The sequence below is a fragment of the Franconibacter sp. IITDAS19 genome, assembly GCF_023079515.1.
GTDB classification, from domain to species: Bacteria; Pseudomonadota; Gammaproteobacteria; order Enterobacterales; family Enterobacteriaceae; genus Franconibacter; species Franconibacter pulveris.
Genome location: NZ_JALJCP010000001.1, coordinates 1,192,161 through 1,209,262 on the forward strand (window position 1 = coordinate 1,192,161; position 17,102 = coordinate 1,209,262).

Here is a 17,102-nt window from a genome sequence, read left to right on the forward strand (position 1 = left end):
TGCCTCTACGCGTTAGACGGTGTGTTGAATTTTTCCTTTTTCCCCGCTTCCTGCTCACCTTCGGGCGGCGTCATGACCTCAATTTTGCCGACAAGGAACAGGTAGGCGAGAAAGCCCGCCAGGGCAACGGCGGCGATATACCACATCGCATACTGGAAATTCTGGGTGCGCTGCAGGATCACCCCGATGATGATGGGGCTCGCGATCCCGGAAAGGTTGCCGAAAATATTCAAAAAGCCGCCGATGGTGCCGATCAGATGGCGGGGAATGACATCGCTGCACACCACCCAGCCCAGATTCGAGAAGGCGTTGGCAAAGAAAGCGACCGACAGAATGGCGATGGCGATCGCCGGGCTTTCCTGAAAGAAGTTAACCAGCGCGATGGAGCAGGTCAGCAGCATGCCGGTCATTACCGGTAATTTGCGGGCGAAGGTGCGGCTGCGGCCGCGTTTTAGCAACAGGTCGCTCAGGGTGCCGCCGCACAGCACGCCAGCCATCGCCATAAGATAAGGGAACATCGCGCCGATACCCGCTTTGTCGATAGAGAGATGCAATCCTTTTTCCAGGTAAACGATAAACCACGTCATGAAGAAATAGAGCGTGGACGAGGCGGCGAACTGCGCAATGAAAAGCCCCCAGGTGGTGCGCTGGCGTAAGATGTAGCGCACGGAGGGCCAGTCGACGCGGTTGTCGGTTCCCTGAGATGCTGAACCATAGCCGCCGCCCTGGCGAATCAACGTCAGCTCTGCCTGGTTCACGCGTTTGCTGTGCTGCGGGTCGCGATAGGCGATAAGCCAGTAAATGCCAAAGACGATGCCCACCAGACCTGAAATATAAAACGACATCTCCCAGCCCCAGCGGCTAACGATAAACGAGAGCGCGGGCGTAAGCAGCGCAAGACCGATGTATTGCGCGCTGGAATAGGTTGCCGTCGCCCGGGCTCGCTCGTGGTCGGGAAACCAGGTCGCGATAATTTTGGTGTTAGAGGGAAACGAGGGCGCTTCCGCGATGCCCACCAGCGCGCGACAGGCCAGCAGCATCATGAATGACGCCGTGGCGGTGGTGAAAAAGTGGTGAGAGGCCAGACCCATCAGCAGCGTGAAGACGCTCCAGAGCACAATAGCGCTGCCGTAGAGCCAGCGGGAGCCGATCCGGTCGAGCAGGTAGCCCACCGGGATCTGGCTCATGGCGTAAAACCAGGTGAACATCGAAAAAAGCAGGCCAAGCTGGGTGGCCGATAAGGCGAACTCACCCTGGATGTGCGAACCCGCCACAGAGAGATTCGCCCGATCCATATAGTTAATCGCGGTAACAACAAACAACAGGGTAAGCACTGAGAATCGGGTACGAGTAGGTTTAGCGTTCATTCGTTAGCCTTTTTTCAGTCAGCGACAGGCGGCGTTCCGGCGTTCAGCGCAGGAAGCGAGCCGGCGATTAAAGGGTGGCGAGCCAGCCGCCATCGACGTAGATCATTTGCCCGTTCACATAGTCGGAGGCGGAAGAGGCGAGGTAGACCGCGGTGCCAATCAGCTCCTCGGGTTTGCCCCAGCGGCCGGAGGGGTTGCTGTTGCGTACCCACTGGTCAAACTCTTTGTTCTCGACCAGCGCGGCATTCATGTCGGTGAGGATATAGCCGGGGCCGATGCCGTTGGACTGGATGTTATAAGCCGCCCATTCCGCCGCCATGGATTTGGTTAATAGCTTGATGCCGCCTTTGGCTGCGGTGTAGGGCGCGACAGTCGCCCTCGCGGCTTCGCTGGTGAGCGAGCCAATATTAATGATTTTCCCGCCGCTTTTACGGGCCACCATGCGTCGCGCCGCAGCGCGCGCCACCAGGAAAGCGCTGGTCAGATTTACATCCAGCACGCGCTGCCAGTCGCTCAGCGCAAGTTCCAGCATGGGTTTGCGAAACTGAATGCCGGCGTTGTTAATGACAATGTCGACATGCACATTTTCCGCATCAAGCTGGCTGAAGACGCGCTCGATTTCCTCTTCGCTGGCGACATTAAAGAGAAAACCGCGGGCGTTGAAACCCTGTGCGTTAAGCTCAGCCAGCGCTTTGTCCATGTGCTGCTCGCTGGTGCCGTTCAGGATAACTGAAGCGCCCGCCTTCGCCAGCCCGGCGGCATAAGCGAAGCCCAGGCCGCGGGTGGATCCTGTTATCAGCGCCGTTTTACCCGTGAGATCGAAAAGATTGCCCATTTCATTCCTCATGTAACATGACTAACAAGTTAATGATAATGGTTGTACTGGAGGCGAGCGGCGACGGCAATTGCGGAGGCGAGAAAATGACGGTTAACTCACAAATATTTAACAAGAGCAGGCGGTGAAACGGCGTGGTTTTTAACTATCTTTTTGATGTTAAATAATATTTCTTAACTTTGCGACAGGGCGACAGAATGGCGCGTAAAATTTATCTTGTGATAAACAGCCGGACGCGTTAAAAATTCGAACATGTAGGACAAGTACGATAAAGGCTAATGACGTGACGCTGGAAAGTGTGCAAAAGCATAACATTGTGGATGTTATCTATGAGCAGATGAAAAAGAACATCCAGGAGGGAGTCTGGGAGCCTGGCTGTAAGCTGCCTTCTGAAGCGGAACTGACGGCCACGTTTCAGGTAAGCCGGGTAAGCGTCAGAAGCGCTGTTCAGAAGCTGCGTGATTTAGGCGTTGTAATTACGCATCAAGGGAAGGGGACATATGTGACCCGCGATGCGGCGCGCTACGGCGCGTTTAATGATAACCAGCCCATTCTTCATCTTTCCCAGGAAGAGTTCGACCATATGCGGGTGTTTCGCCAGACGGTGGAGTTTCGCTGCATGGAGCTCGCCGTGCAGAACGCCACGGACGAGGATATTCAGGAGCTTGAAAAGGCGCTAAGCCGCATGCTGGTTAACAAGGATGACTACAAAAAATATTCGCTGGCGGATTACGATTTCCACCTGGCGATTGTTAAAGCCTCCCATAACTCTATCTTTATTCATGTAATGGAGTCGCTGAAGGGCATCTATGTTCACTACCTGGAGGAGCTAAACCGGGTGCTGGGAATAACGCTTGAGAGCGTAGAAGCGCACATCAAAGTCTATATGGCGCTGAAAAACCGCGACGCTTCGCTGGCCACAGAGACGCTCAACAGCGCCATGACCCATAACGTGCATGCCATTAAAGACGTACGCCACAACTGATTGCCTGTAAAAGCCCGCCCCCGGGCTTTTTAATGCATTTAACATGTAGGACATCATACAAGATACGCGAGGAACTTCATGAGCAACCTGAAAATAACGGATGTAAAAACGATACTGACGGCGCCGGGCGGCATTGACCTGGTGGTCGTAAAAATTGAAACCAGCGAGCCGGGGCTGTACGGCCTGGGGTGCGCCACGTTTACTCAGCGTATTCATGCCGTTTCCGCCGCTATCGACAACTACATGAAGCCCTTTTTGCTGGGCAAAGATCCCGCCCGCATTGAAGATATCTGGCAGTCGGCGGCGGTTAGCGGCTACTGGCGCAACGGCCCGGTGATGAATAACGCCTTATCCGGAGTGGACATCGCGCTGTGGGACCTGAAAGGAAAGGTGGCCGGGTTGCCGGTGTACGAACTGCTCGGCGGTAAGTGCCGCGACGGGGTGGCGCTCTATCGCCATTGCGACGGCGCTGACGAGGTGGAGGTGGAAGAGGCCATTCTCGCCCGCATGGAGGAGGGGTATCAGTATGTGCGCTGCCAGATGGGGATGTATGGCGGAGCGGGCACCGATGACCTGCGGCTTATCGCCGGTAAGCTTGCCAAAGCCCGTAATATTCAGCCGAAAGCCTCGCCGCGCGCCCGGACGCCGGGCGTTTACTTCGACCCGGACGCCTATGCGCGGGCGGTGCCGCGCCTGTTCGAGCATCTGCGCAATAAGATTGGCTTCGGCGTAGAGTTTATTCATGACGTTCATGAAAGGATTACGCCGATAGCTGCCATTCAAATGGCGAAATCGCTGGAGCCTTATCAGCTGTTTTTCCTGGAGGACCCGGTTGCGCCGGAAAATATCGACTGGCTTACCAAAATGCGCGCGCAAAGCAGCACGCCGATAGCGATGGGCGAGCTCTTCACGCAGATCAACGAGTGGAAGCCGCTTATCCAGAACCAGCTTATCGATTATATCCGCTGTCACGTCAGCACCATCGGCGGCATTACGCCTGCTAAAAAACTGGCGACCTTTGCCGAGCTTTATGGCGTGCGCACGGCGTGGCATGGCCCTGGCGATATTTCACCGGTCGGGGTGGCCGCCAATTTGCATATCGATTTGAGCATCACCAATCTTGGCGTGCAGGAGTATACCCCGGTGAACGACGCGCTGATGGAGGTCTTCCCCGGTTGTCCGGAAGTGGAAAAAGGGTATGCGTACCTGAGCGACCGTCCAGGGCTGGGCGTCGATATCAATCTGAAAGAGGCAGCGAAATACCCGGTCTCCGGCGGCATCCCGGAGTGGACCAATGCCCGTTTACCGGACGGCACCGCCGCGCGGCCCTGAGCATTGCTGGCAGACCCGCCTCCGTTGGCGCGAAGGCGGGGAACCTGTCGTCATGAAAACGATGCACGCGACGGCGTAAGGCGCTTTTCAGGCGGGCAGGGCAATTATCGGGCACGGGATGGCGCCTTAATCTGGCCAGTACGATTCCGCTTTGACTTTCAATAGATACCGTAAACGCTGCGCTTCCTTTTGCGGTGGGTGTCCAAAAAACCGCCTGAACTCTCTGCTGAACTGTGTCGGGCTGATGTAACCCACCTTCAGAGACGCTTCGCTGGCCGTGATATTTCGCTTTACCATCAGAAAGCGCGCCTGGTGCAGCCGGATGGATTTCAAATATTGCATGGGCGTGGTGCCGGTAAAGGCCCTGAAATGACGGTGAAAAGAGGGGGCGCTCATTCCCGCCTCCTTTGCCAGCGCCTCGACGTCAAGGCTATCCATAAATCGGGTATGCAGCGTGCGGATAGCCGCCGCAATTTGTCTGAAATGCCCTTTGCCGGAAAGCGCCGCTCTGACGGAGGCGCCCTGTTCATCCATCAACACCCGATAGTAGAGCTCTTTGAGAATACCTGGCCCCAGCACCCTGGCTTTCACCTCATCAGAGACCACGGTCAGGAGACGGTAAACCGTATCGGTCAGCTCATCGCCGAGTGGGGAGGAAAAGAGCGGTCCTGGCTTTTCATCGCCGCTGGCGCGCGGTTCTCCCAGTTCAATCAGTATTTCGGCAATCACCGCGACATTAAGCGATATCGACATCGCCAGAAGCGGCGTTTCCTGGCTTGCGACCGTCTGGCTGGTAAAAGGGAGAGGAACGGAAACGACCAGGTAGTGTTGCGGATCGTAGGCAAATTCTTGCCCACCCAGCAGGCCTGTTTTTTTCCCCTGCAGGACGATGACGATGCACGGCTCATACAGCACGGGCGTGTGCGGCATGGACTCATTAACCCGCAACAGCTTTATCTCCTTCATGCAGGTCCGCGAATACCCTTCTTCCGGCGTCAGCGCCAGGAAAGCCGCAATCATTTTTTGTGTTAGCGCTGATGTTAGCCCGGACACGACGCCTCCTGAAATAGAAAAAAAGATAATTTATGCGCCTGAAAACAACGTGTCCAGCATGATTTTGACAGGAAAAGGCAATGTTTGGACAGCCGCTGTCATTGTTGCAAAGGGGCGGGTTTTTTATCCTTTTCCCCGCAGTCAGGAAGCGATCTCAGGCGGCATCCGTCTGAGTCGTCTGTCTGGCTTATTAAAACCGTGCTTCGCGGCCAGCCATCGTTTTGGCAAGGCGCCGCGGCGTGCAATGAGGCGCCCCCATTCCGGAGGAATAAACAATGACCGATTATGCAGGGCTAAAGAACAAGGTTGCGATAGTCACTGGCGCGGCAGGCGATATCGGTAAGGCAACGGTAAACCTGCTTATCCGCCATGAGGCGAAGATCCTGGCGCTGGATATTGACCCCGCCGTGCATTCCCTGGCGCAGGGCGAGCGGGTTATCACCCAGGTCTGCGATGTGAGCCGGGAGCAGGATGTCGTTAGCGCGGTGGCGCGTGCGCGGTCGGCGTTCGGGCAGGTGGATATGCTTATCAACAACGCGGGAATAACCCTCAATAAACCCGCGACGGAAACCGCGGTGGAAGAGTGGGACCGCATTATGGCGGTTAATGCCAGAGGGTATTTTCTCTTTTGCAAAGAGGCTCTTAAGGCGATGCAACCCCGCCAGCAGGGAGCCATCGTCAATGTTGCCTCCATCGTTAGCGTGGTCGGCATGAAGACCACGGCGGCCTACTCCGCATCAAAAGGCGCCATTGCCCAGTTAACCCGGGTTCTGGCGCTGGAAGCGGCGGAGCAGGGCATCCGCGTTAATGCCGTGGCGCCCGGCGTTGTCGAAACCGATATGCTTTCCGGCATCGTCGAAGACAGCCGCGCGACGCTTGCCAGTTACGGCCATGCGCACCCGCTTGGACGCGTGGCGCAGCCGCAGGAAATCGCGGAAGCCATTGTCTGGCTGGCTTCGCCGAAAGCCAGCTTTGTTACTGGAACGGTATTGATGGCTGATGGCGGTTATACCGCGCAGTAAGCAGGAGAATTAAATGAAACAGCACAGTATTTTAATCGTCGGGGCCGATAAGGGACTGGGATTAGGGCTGGTGGAAGCGTACCTGCAACGGGGGTGGCACGTTTTCGCCACACATTTACCTACGGCTGAGCTGGCCTCGCTTAACGCCCTCAGCGCGGCATACCCGGACAGACTCGCTACCGGAGCGCTGGACGTGACGGAGGCGTCGCATATCGCCCCGCTTATCGCAAGGCTTGCAGAAAGCAGATTCGACATCATTTTTATGGTCGCCGGCATATATGGCCCGCTACACCAGTCGGTCATGCAGGCAACGGATGCCGAGTTCCGGCAAATCATGATGACTAACGCTTTTGGTCCGGCGCGTCTGGCGAGGCATCTTTTGTCGTTGCTTGAGCCTGAAGGGGCGCTGGTATTTATGTCGTCGCACCGCGCAAGTATTGCAGGCTATACCGAGCCCGTAGCCGCGCTGGAACTCTACCGGGCCAGTAAGGCGGCGCTGAATATGCTGGCGCGCTGTCTCTATATGGACATCAGGCAGGGGAATCAGACGGTGATATCGCTTCACCCGGGCTGGGTCGATACGTCAATGGGAACGCTGGATGGCGCCGTCGAGGCGGAGATTGATGTCGGGACGAGCGTAAAAGGCATGCTTAACGTCATCGAACAACACCGTCACGATAAAAAGCATCTTTTTATTGATTATGAAAACAGGGTCTGGCCCTGGTGAGACGGAATAAAACCGGGCCAGAAGCATGGCCCGGTTTTAACGCGCAGAAACCCTCCCGGCAATGTCGCCACATTATTGTTAGCGCAGGCCGCTGTGATAAGCGGCCTTTTCGCGCCCGCCGTGTTGGCCAGGGCGGTATTGGCGCAGGCCGCTTTTCCTGGCTGTTATTCCAGCAGGCTACGGTGCAACGCCTTGACTGCGCTGTCTGCGAATTGCGCTGGCAGCAGGAAGCAGAGGGCGTGACGAGACGCGCCGTGGCAAATCATTCGCACCGGGTGGTTTTCCAGCTCAGTAAAGACCTCTTTGCACACCGCCGCGCCCTCGGAGAGCGCATTGCCGATCAGCGAGACCAGCGCCAGCCCGGTCTCGACCTCGACATGGCAGTGCGACGACAGCTCGGTGAGCAGCGCGGTGGTCAGCGTATCGGCCTCGCCTGAGGTGGCGCTGGTGGCGTTGAGGATAAGCGCGATGCTGGTTTCCGAGGTCGTCACCAGATCGAACGCCATTTCATGGCGCGATAACATCGCAAAGGTGTCGGCTAAAAAGCGGTGCGCGGGCTGCGCGTTTACGCTGGATAAGGTTAATAACGTCTGTTGACGGCGCACGGCCAGGGCGCGATAACGCGACGGCGTCGCCACGTCGCGGCAAACCCGCGTGCCGCCCGCTGACGGGTTGTTGCTGGCGCCGACAAAAACCGGAATATCTTTGCGCATTGCGGGTAGCAGGGTCGCCGGATGCAGCACTTTGGCGCCAAAGGTCGCCATTTCGCTGGCTTCGGCGAACGAGAGGTTATCAATACGCTTCGCCTGGGGGACGATGCGGGGATCGGTGGTGTAGATCCCGGCGACATCCGTCCAGATATCCACACGTGAAGCCTGCAACGCCTCCGCCAGCAGGGACGCGGTGTAATCGCTGCCGCCGCGACCAAGCGTGGTGGTGCGTCCGGCCGCGTCGCTGCCGATAAACCCCTGCGTCACGACCAGCGTCTGTTCGATACGCGGACGTAAGTGGTTTTCCGCCATCGCGGCGATGGCGCTTATCGCCGGCGCCGCGCAGCCGAAAGTGTCATCGGTGCGAATCACTTTGCGGGCATCAAACCACTGGGCTTCCACCTCCTGTTCACGCAATACTTCCACAAACAGCAGGGAAGAGATCATCTCCCCATGGCTCACCAGTTCATCGCACAGCGCGGCGGAACGGGCAACGGCCGCCATTTCAGCCAGGCGATGGATGCTGTCGAGCAGACGATCGATCTCCTGGCCAATCGCTTCGGGCTGTTTCAGGCGTGAAAGGATGTTGTATTGCAGAGAACGCAGGGTTTCAATTTTGTCCAGCCGGAGGCGGCTTTCAAGGCCGCTTGCGAGTTCGACTAACAGATTGGTGACGCCGGCGGAGGCGGATAACACCACCAGACGGACGTTTTTATCAGCAAGGACAAGGCTGGCGCTACGGCTCATCGCGTCAAAGTCAGCGACACTGGTTCCGCCAAATTTGGCAACGATGAAGTGTGGATAAATGCGAGTCATAACAATCTCATATCAGGGCGCCATACGTTGATGGCATGAAAATTTTCATTCGGCATAAGGGAAGTCATCTTCACCTTACGAAATGTCCGCCCGCGAACATTTCTGTTTTAAACCCAGCGTTTTATCCCGTTGGCGATAACCTGTATGGCCTTTCACGGGAGCCAGGTGTGATGCGCATTAATGGTTAATAGACGCTTCCTTTTTGGCTTAGAGGTTTTTTAAACGCGGGCATAGTAAGTGAATAAACCCGCCGGATCGATAATTTCCTGAAGATTTACGATAAACCGATGGAAAGTAACAGTATTTATTAGCGAGCCGCCAGCAAAATTTACGTTTAATAACAGTAAAAGCCGTCGCCAGTAAAATTTCTGGCTTATCATTGTGTTGTACAGAATCTGGCCGGAAATAAGGTTTGAAAAGAATTGTTTACAATTCACGCTGTGCAAATTACGCGCGCCAGGATTTTTTATCTTTGATTTTTATAGAAAATGTTTTTTAAGCCCACACAAAATATAAGATTGTGTGTGGTAAAGAAAACACATATATTAGCCGCGCTTTTTTTACCCCCTTAAACCCTTATCCAACCCGGTGTTAAAACAACGCCAGGTTGTAGGAGAGATATGATGACGGATAAAGTCCGTATTGATTCTTTAAGTGCTAATTCATTACCGCAAAGCAATGAGTCCTTTCTTAACAGACAAGCTGAGTTTGAATCTAACGTCAGAAGTTATCCACGCAAATTGCCGTTAGCGATTGCTAAAGCGCAGGGCGTCTGGATAACGGATGTTGAAAATAAAGAATACCTTGATTGTCTTGCGGGCGCCGGAACGCTGGCGCTGGGTCATAATCACCCAGAGGTTATCCAAAGCATCCAAAGCGTCATTACCAGTGGCTTACCGTTACATACGCTTGACCTGACCACGCCGTTAAAAGATGAATTTTCCGCTTACCTGCTCTCTCTGCTGCCAGGTCAGGGGAAAGAATATTGCCTGCAATTCACCGGGCCTTCCGGCGCAGATGCCGTTGAAGCGGCGCTGAAGCTGGCGAAAAAAGTGACCGGCCGTTCCGGCGTTATCAGCTTCTCCGGCGGTTATCACGGCATGACGCATGGCGCGCTCTCCGTGACCGGCAACCTGTCGCCGAAAGAGGCCGTTAATGGCATGATGCCGGAAGTGCAGTTTATGCCTTATCCGCACCAGTACCGTTGCCCGCTGGGCATTGGCGGCGAAGCCGGTGTGAAAGCGCTGACGTACTACTTCGAAAACCTGATAAACGATGTTGAAAGCGGCGTGCGTAAACCGGCTGCCGTTATTCTCGAAGCGGTGCAGGGCGAAGGCGGCGTAAACCCGGCGCCAGCCGAGTGGCTGCAGCGCATCCGTAAAGTGACTCAGGAACACGGCATTCTGCTTATCCTGGATGAAGTCCAGGCGGGCTTCGCCCGTACCGGCAAGTTCTTTGCCTTCGAACACGCGGGCATCGAGCCGGACATCATCGTGATGTCGAAAGCGGTAGGCGGCGGTTTACCGTTGGCCGTGCTGGGCATTAAAAAGCAGTTCGACGCCTGGGCGCCGGGTCACCACACCGGGACGTTCCGCGGCAACCAGCTGGCGATGGCGACGGGCCTCACCACGCTCAAGATCCTCAAAGAAGAGCGCATTGCCGATAAAGTCGCTGAACAGGGCGAATGGCTGAAAGGCAAACTGGCTGAAATGCAAAAGCGTTTCCCGGTTATCGGCCACGTACGCGGTCTGGGCTTAATGATTGGTATTGAAATCGTTAAACCGCACGAAGCGCAGGATCACATGGGTTGCTACCCGGCGGATGGCGAACTCTCTGCGCTGTTGCAGAAAAAATGCTTCGAAGCGGGGCTTATCCTCGAGCGCGGCGGCCGTGGCGGCAGCGTACTGCGCCTGCTGCCGTCGCTGCTTATCAGCAACGCCGAGCTGGATGTGTTCCTCGATAAGTTTGAAAGCGCGCTGCTGAATGCCGGCGTGAAGCCTGTTTAATCGGAGCAAATGCAAGCATGTCTGATTTAAATCCGATTCTGTCGGGCTCTGCACAAAGCATCGCCGCCTATCAGGAGGCGATTGAGCAGAGTACAAACGCGGTGGTGCAGTGGCTTAAGCAGCCTGAGATGTACCAGGGCAAAACGGTCGCGGAGCTACGTGAGCGCATCAGGTTAGAGTTTAGTGAGCAGGGCCTGGGCAACCAGGCCGCCATTGAGCGCGCCGTCGAGTATTTCCTTAAAGACAGCCTGTCCGTACACCACCCGCAGTGCGTGGCGCACCTGCATTGCCCGAGCCTGGTGATTAGCCAGGCGGCGGAAGTGTTGATCAACGCCACCAACCAGAGCATGGACTCGTGGGATCAGAGCCCGTCGGCGACCATCATTGAGATCAAGCTGATTGAGTGGCTGCGCGAGCAGGTAGGTTACCCGGCGGGCGACGCCGGGGTCTTCACCAGCGGCGGTACGCAAAGCAACCTGATGGGGTTGATGCTGGCGCGCGACGCCTTTTTCGCCCGCCAGGGCCACTCCGTTCAGCTGCACGGCCTGACCGGCGACCTCAGTAAAATTAAGGTGTTATGTTCCGAAAGCGCGCACTTCTCTGTGCAGAAGAACATGGCGCTGATGGGGCTTGGCTACCGGTCGGTGACGCAGGTGAAAACCGACAAATTCTCGCGTATGGATCTTAACGATCTGACGGAGAAGCTGGCGCAGGCGAAAGCCAATGGCGAACAGGTGATGGCCATCGTCGCGACTGCGGGCACCACAGATGCAGGCGCTATCGATCCGCTAGCGGAAATCGCCGCGCTGGCCGCTAAAGAGCAGATTTGGGTGCATGTGGATGCGGCCTGGGGCGGCGCGCTGCTGCTTTCCGAGAAATATCGCCACTTCCTCAATGGCCTTGAACTCGTGGATTCCGTAACGCTGGACTTCCACAAGCAGTTCTTCCAGACCATCAGCTGCGGCGCGTTCCTGCTGAAAGAGGCGCGTCATTATCAGCTGATGCGCTACCAGGCGGCGTACCTGAACTCAGACTTTGACGAAGAGCAGGGCGTGCCGAACCTGGTGTCGAAATCGCTGCAAACCACCCGCCGTTTCGATGCGCTGAAACTCTGGATGGGCCTGGAAGCGCTGGGTAAAAAGCAGTACGCCGACATCATTGATAATGGCGTGACGCTGGCGCAGCAGGTGGCGCAGTTTGTTGCTGAGCAACCGCAGCTGGAGCTGGTGATGCAGCCGCAGCTGGCAAGCGTTCTGTTCCGTTTCCGCCCGGAAAACGGCGACGCCGCGGGCGTTGCGCTGTTGAACCAGCGTATCGGCGATGCGCTACTCGCCTCCGGCAGCGCCAACGTTGGCGTTACGGAAGCGGACGGCGTAACCTGCCTGAAGCTGACGCTGCTCAACCCGACCGTTTGCCTGGAGGATGTGAAAGTTCTGCTGGCGAGCGTGATGGCCTGTGGACGGCAGTTGCAGAACGCCTGATAGCACCGACAGGTTTGATAAAGCCGACGACAGCGATGTCGTCGGCTTTTTTATATCCCGCATAAGGGAATGTCTGGCGCGGCTGGCGGGTTTCTCGCTTGCGGCGAATTCGCGCCAGCGCCAGCAAGACGCTTAGCTGGCGGAAGACCGGATAGTGGGGCTCAAAGGGCTTCTCTTAAGGCGAGGAGGGCACATAAAAGGGCTATGAGCGAGAAGCGGAGATGATAGCCCGTGGTATTACAGGCTGGCTCCTTCAACCAATACAAACGTCCCGGTCGCAGCCCCTGCCCGTAATGATCTTGCTGCCTGATACCCTGGGCTTTCATAAAAACGTTTGGCTTCGGCAAAGGAAGCGAACTCAATAACGACATGCCGTTCATGAGATTCTCCCTCAAGGTTTTCATACTGGCCGGACCAGACAATTATCTTCGGATTGAACTCCTTTATTACCTCGCCGGCAGCTCGGGCATATTCAGCGTATGCGGCAGGGTCTGAAACAGTCACGTGAGCGATTAAATAACCTTTATTCATTTCTCTTTATCCTTCGTAAGGGGTGGTCTATTTCAGCGTAAACCCAGCGCTGAAGCGGTTTAAAGGCCTGGCCTTCAATGCTGCGCCGCAAGGGGCGCTACGCGGGTACGCAGTGTGAATACACTCTATTAAGTATTAATATCTTCATAAATAGCCCTAAAAATGACGCACTGTTACCCTGGAAATGAACAATGAAGAATCTCGATGCGCTGATTATTTTTGCGCGTGTTGCAGAAATGAAGAGTTTTACTCAGGCGGCTGAAAGTCTGGGTATCAAGAAAGGACGTGCCTCGCTGGTGGTCCGTGAGCTCGAACACGATGTAGGGGCTACGCTTCTGCACCGGACAACGCGGACCGTGCAGCTGACAGAAGATGGGCGCGCTTTTTATTCGCGCGCGCGTGACTTGTTGTCAGAAGCGGAAGAGCTGAAGTCAATGTTCGCCGACGAGGGTATGCCGCTGCGGGGACGGTTACGCGTTGATATGCCGGCTGTGCTGGCGCAGAGCGTGGTGATCCCGGCTCTGCCGCAATGGCTGAATACCCATCCTGAACTGGAGCTTGAGCTTTCAAGTACCGATCGCCGTGTCGATTTAGTGCAGGAAGGATTTGACTGCGTTGTTCGTCTGGGGCCCATCGTGGATGAAACGCTTATTGCCCGACCCCTGGGGCATCTGCGCATGATCAATGCAGCAAGCCCCGGCTATCTGGAGCGCGTGGGTATGCCACAGACGATTGACGATCTTCTCCACCAGGGACACCGAATGGTGCATTACATGCGAAATTTTGGTTCGAAACCTGACGGGTGGGAGTACCCGACAGGCGAGGGTTATAAATCGCTCATGTTACCTGGCACAGTGAGAGTCAATAGCGTACCGGCTTATCATGAGGCAGGGCTGGCGGGTTTAGGCTTAATTCAGGGCGGTTATTCTTCACTCTTACCGCATATCAAACGCGGCGCCCTGATTGAGATCCTTCCTGATCTACGCCCCGCGCCGCTCACCGCATCTTTTGTCATCGCGCACCGGCGTAATTTGTCGCAGCGTGTAAAGGCTTTTATGAACTGGACGGAAGAAATTCTAAGACCCTATTTTGACTAATCTCAGCATTAACCTTCTGTTCAACATAAAGTAGCGGATGTCCGCAACAGATGGCTGTGGCTCCGGGCCAGGCTGTAGAACGCGTCAATATAAGCGAAGATATCGGCACGGGCCACATTTCGGGATTTATCGATCCGTTTTCCGGTTCGCTCCTTTTTCAGTGAGCTGAAGCAAGGTCGTTGAAGTAAAACAGTGCCGCTGGCAGCAGGGCGGTACGCTCGTTTTAGCGGAGACCGCCGCTATGTTTATATGCAGTTTATGACGTCAGCCGATAGTGCGACTGCACCAGACCCGAAGGGAAGCTGCGGCTTGATAACAGCGTCAAAACTATATCCTCAGTCAGGGATCCGAACAACGGCTTTCCCGAACCGAGCAGGACAGGAATGGTAGTGATAACGATATCGGCGACCAGACCTTCACGCAGGAACGACTGTATCACCTGCCCGCCATCGATATAGACGCGATGCACGTTCTGCGCCGCCAGGTCAGCAAGCACCTCCGTTGGCGTGCGACTAGAGAACTGCACTTTGCCCTTCAGCTTCTCGGGCACGGGGGTACCGGTTAGCTGTCGGGAGAGCACCAGCACGGGGCGATCATAAGGCCATTCGTCAAAGGTCAGCACCTTCTCATAGCTGCCTCGACCCATCACGATCCAATCTATGTCCGCGATGAATGCGGCATAGCCATGATCTTCTGTCGGGTCATCGCGCTGCAACAGCCAGTCGATATCGCCATCCTGCCGGGCGATATAACCATCAAGACTGACCGCGATAAAAACATGTGTGGTGACCATCAAGTGCTCCGTATTCAGGTTGCATATATCCCGTTGAGTTTAGGGAGGTTAGCGTGACATGCTACTTGTGCAAAAACGTAGCATGAAAGTCGCAACGTCCCCTGTAGATTAAGGCAAAAAATCGCGTGGCGTTGAATCCCGGATGGAGCGAAAAGCAGTAACCTGCTCCCCATAAAGTAACATATCGCAATGTTATCAACGTTCTCTTCTGGCACTAAGCGAACGGCCGGGTGGGGCGCAGGCCCGCTATGAACGAGAAGCGAACGTTAGAAGGTATCGTTAGCGAAGCCTTTCCCCTTGAATAACAGAAAGCCCATTGAATGGGGCATCATCCGCCTCGCTGCAAAAGCGTTTCGCAAGGCCTGCCCGCAGCGCCTTCCCCAGCGCAAGAGGAATGTGCGTTACCCGTTTCTGATTTCCCCAGCAATACAAGGCTGAGGTTTACCAAAAAGATATCCCTGGGCGAAATCGCAGCCCAGTGCCTGAAGGCTATTGAGCTGTTCTTCTGTTTCAACGCCTTCTGCAATAGCCTTCATATTGAGGGATTTCGCCATGCCAGTGATGAGCCTGATGATATTAAGGGCGTCTTCCTGGGTAGATATCGAATGCACAAAGGACTTGTCTATTTTGATTTTATCGAAGGCAAGGCGACTCAGCCGCGAAAGAGAAGAGTACCCGGTACCAAAATCATCGATGGAGATTTTCACGCCCATGGCTCTGAGCTTGTTAAGGGTATTCATCGGTGTCGCACTCTCAGTAAAGAGAGAGGATTCCGTTACTTCCAGTTCAAGACGGTCAGCCGGAAGCCCTGTTTCCTTCAGAATAGACAGCACCATTCCGGCAAAGGCTTTGCTGCTTAGCTGAACAGGAGAGACATTCACTGAAATTTTAGCCGGCACCGCCCAGGATGCCGCTTCCCGGCAGGCCATTTCAAGCACGGATTTGCCCATCTCGTTAATCATTCCTGTTTTTTCAGCAACAGGAATAAAACTATCCGGCGACAGGAGGCCCTTATGAGGATGTACCCAACGAATCAGGGCTTCATAACTGTAAATTTCCTGGCTGAACGAATCGACAATAGGCTGATAATAAACGACGAATTCTTTTTTCACTAACGCCATCGCCATGTCATGCTCAAGGGTTCTGCTTTCTTGCAGCTTTTCTAACATGCGTCGCCGGAAGACTTTTATCTTACCGGGGCCTTCATTTTTGGCCTCATAAAGGGCCAGATCGGCAAATTTATAAAGATAGTCGGAGCGGCGTTCAGTTTCTGAGATAACAATGCCGACCGAGGTAGTTATGTTTATGATGGTGTTATAAATCGTGTAGGGCTGGTTAATAGAGTCACATATTTTTTGAGCTCGCGAAACAGCGTTGCTTTCTGTCAGGCCACTCGAGAGAAACGCAAACTCATCGCCACCCAGGCGATAAAGCGTATCTGACGTCAGGCTCATCGACAGCAGGCGGTGGGATATCTGGCGTAATAACATATCGCCAGCGTCATGACCATACGTATCATTCACCTCCTTGAATCGGTCTAAATCAAACAACATGACGGTCACAGCACTATTATCTTTTTCTGCCAGCGCGATTTTTGTCGTTAAGTTTTCCCAGAAAAGCTGGCGGTTATTCATGTCGGTAAGAGAGTCATGATAAACGTCATATTCTAGCTTTGCATTTTGCACTTGTAGTTTTTCTTTCGATTTCTGGAGCTCTTCAGCAAGGCTTTTAACCTGAAGATGCGCCTTCAGAATATTTCTGTTCTGATAAAATATCAGCACGCCCAGTATCGCGCTCAGTATTATCAGCAGCACGGAAGTCGCTGAATAAATATAGTAAAGCGTCTGGATTTTGAGGTTGGCGTTATTAATCGAGTTAACATCCTTGTTTAATGCGCCAGAGGAAAGGCGGCCGAGTGGCGCATCAAGCGTATGCATTTTTTTCAGGTAGGCCTGCAGTTCTGCACGGTTCATTTTCTCAAGATGACCGTCCAGGTATTTAAGAATCTTCTCAAGTTGTAAAGCCAGTTCATAATGCGTTTTATTGCTTTCTATATAACGCCCCAGATCGCCTTCTTCCAGTAAATCACTCTGACTGAGCATAATGTCGAAACGCAGGCGTACATCATCGATTTTTATCGTATCATCGATAGTGTAAAGACCAAGCCATGATTCGAATCGGTAATATTGTGATACCAGTTGAGCAGCAGACCATGAGTCGGTGTAATGAGTCAGTTTCTGTAACTCTTGTTGCCTTTCATGCACCAGAAAAGATATATACCCGGTGGATATAAAAAGGAAAAATATGATGCCAGCCAGTATTCTGTTCATGATGCGCGACTGAACTC

At 54.5% G+C, this 17,102-nt stretch carries 15 protein-coding genes and 1 pseudogene; 8 read left to right on the top strand and 8 right to left on the bottom strand.

Translation table 11 applies throughout. From position 1 onward, the window contains the following. Positions 1 to 5 precede the first annotated feature (5 nt). Positions 6 to 1,367, bottom strand: a complete 1,362-nt coding sequence (locus tag MT962_RS05740) for an MFS transporter (protein WP_247364991.1) — start codon at positions 1,365 to 1,367, stop codon at positions 6 to 8. Between the two features lie 67 nt (positions 1,368 to 1,434). Then, entirely contained in the window at positions 1,435 to 2,202 is a 768-nt protein-coding gene (locus MT962_RS05745; RefSeq protein WP_048887394.1) for an SDR family oxidoreductase, read from the bottom strand. 283 nt (positions 2,203 to 2,485) lie between these two features. On the opposite strand from MT962_RS05745, the gene MT962_RS05750 reads away from it, so the two are divergent. Further along, positions 2,486 to 3,187, top strand: a complete 702-nt coding sequence (locus MT962_RS05750; protein ID WP_024555854.1) for a FadR/GntR family transcriptional regulator — start codon at positions 2,486 to 2,488, stop codon at positions 3,185 to 3,187. Positions 3,188 to 3,265: 78 nt separating this feature from the next. Further along, positions 3,266 to 4,519 carry an enolase C-terminal domain-like protein gene (locus MT962_RS05755; RefSeq protein ID WP_029592779.1) on the top strand — a complete coding sequence of 418 codons (1,254 nt, stop codon included), beginning with the start codon at positions 3,266 to 3,268 and terminating at the stop codon, positions 4,517 to 4,519. Between the two features lie 126 nt (positions 4,520 to 4,645). Here MT962_RS05755 and MT962_RS05760 read toward each other — a convergent pair whose 3' ends face one another. Next, entirely contained in the window at positions 4,646 to 5,449 is an 804-nt protein-coding gene (locus tag MT962_RS05760; RefSeq protein WP_247364993.1) for an AraC family transcriptional regulator, read from the bottom strand. Here MT962_RS05760 and MT962_RS05765 point away from each other — a divergent pair. Genes MT962_RS05765 through MT962_RS05775 form a run of 3 tightly spaced genes read left to right on the top strand, consistent with a single transcriptional unit; the run spans position 5,448 to position 7,321 of the window. Next, positions 5,448 to 5,915, top strand: a complete 468-nt coding sequence (locus tag MT962_RS05765) for a hypothetical protein (RefSeq protein WP_247364995.1) — start codon at positions 5,448 to 5,450, stop codon at positions 5,913 to 5,915. The genes MT962_RS05760 and MT962_RS05765 overlap by 2 nt on opposite strands. Further along, on the top strand, positions 5,848 to 6,594 hold the full coding sequence (locus MT962_RS05770) for an SDR family oxidoreductase (RefSeq protein WP_188723406.1): 747 nt from the start codon (positions 5,848 to 5,850) through the stop codon (positions 6,592 to 6,594). The genes MT962_RS05765 and MT962_RS05770 overlap by 68 nt, the downstream gene beginning before the upstream one ends. 13 nt (positions 6,595 to 6,607) lie before the next feature. Continuing rightward, on the top strand, positions 6,608 to 7,321 hold the full coding sequence (locus tag MT962_RS05775) for an SDR family oxidoreductase (RefSeq protein WP_247364997.1): 714 nt from the start codon (positions 6,608 to 6,610) through the stop codon (positions 7,319 to 7,321). A gap of 164 nt (positions 7,322 to 7,485) precedes the next feature. Here MT962_RS05775 and lysC read toward each other — a convergent pair whose 3' ends face one another. Further along, entirely contained in the window at positions 7,486 to 8,847 is a 1,362-nt protein-coding gene (lysC, locus tag MT962_RS05780; protein WP_247364999.1) for a lysine-sensitive aspartokinase 3, read from the bottom strand. Between the two features lie 620 nt (positions 8,848 to 9,467). Here lysC and MT962_RS05785 point away from each other — a divergent pair. Together MT962_RS05785 and MT962_RS05790 are read left to right on the top strand one after the other, a co-directional pair. Next, entirely contained in the window at positions 9,468 to 10,853 is a 1,386-nt protein-coding gene (locus tag MT962_RS05785) for a diaminobutyrate--2-oxoglutarate transaminase (protein WP_024555848.1), read from the top strand. 17 nt (positions 10,854 to 10,870) lie between these two features. Next, positions 10,871 to 12,334, top strand: a complete 1,464-nt coding sequence (locus MT962_RS05790) for an aspartate aminotransferase family protein (protein WP_029592786.1) — start codon at positions 10,871 to 10,873, stop codon at positions 12,332 to 12,334. 237 nt (positions 12,335 to 12,571) lie between these two features. On the opposite strand, the gene MT962_RS05795 is transcribed toward MT962_RS05790, so the two are convergent. Beyond that, complete coding sequence (locus tag MT962_RS05795) at positions 12,572 to 12,865, bottom strand: DUF1330 domain-containing protein (RefSeq protein ID WP_029592787.1); 294 nt, start codon at positions 12,863 to 12,865, stop codon at positions 12,572 to 12,574. Between the two features lie 191 nt (positions 12,866 to 13,056). Between MT962_RS05795 and MT962_RS05800 the strand changes: the two genes are divergently transcribed. Next, positions 13,057 to 13,962 (top strand): LysR family transcriptional regulator, encoded by a 906-nt coding sequence (locus tag MT962_RS05800; RefSeq protein WP_247365001.1) that lies wholly within the window; start codon positions 13,057 to 13,059, stop codon positions 13,960 to 13,962. A 20-nt stretch (positions 13,963 to 13,982) separates the two neighbouring features. Here MT962_RS05800 and MT962_RS05805 read toward each other — a convergent pair. From MT962_RS05805 to MT962_RS05815, 3 genes and pseudogenes are all read right to left on the bottom strand, one after another. Beyond that, positions 13,983 to 14,132 (bottom strand): annotated as a pseudogene (locus tag MT962_RS05805) (IS3 family transposase); the annotation flags it as partial. Positions 14,133 to 14,218: 86 nt separating this feature from the next. Next, on the bottom strand, positions 14,219 to 14,755 hold the full coding sequence (locus tag MT962_RS05810; RefSeq protein WP_247365002.1) for a dihydrofolate reductase family protein: 537 nt from the start codon (positions 14,753 to 14,755) through the stop codon (positions 14,219 to 14,221). Positions 14,756 to 15,156: 401 nt separating this feature from the next. After that, positions 15,157 to 17,085, bottom strand: a complete 1,929-nt coding sequence (locus MT962_RS05815) for a GGDEF domain-containing phosphodiesterase (RefSeq protein WP_247365005.1) — start codon at positions 17,083 to 17,085, stop codon at positions 15,157 to 15,159. Between the last annotated feature and the right edge of the window lie 17 nt (positions 17,086 to 17,102).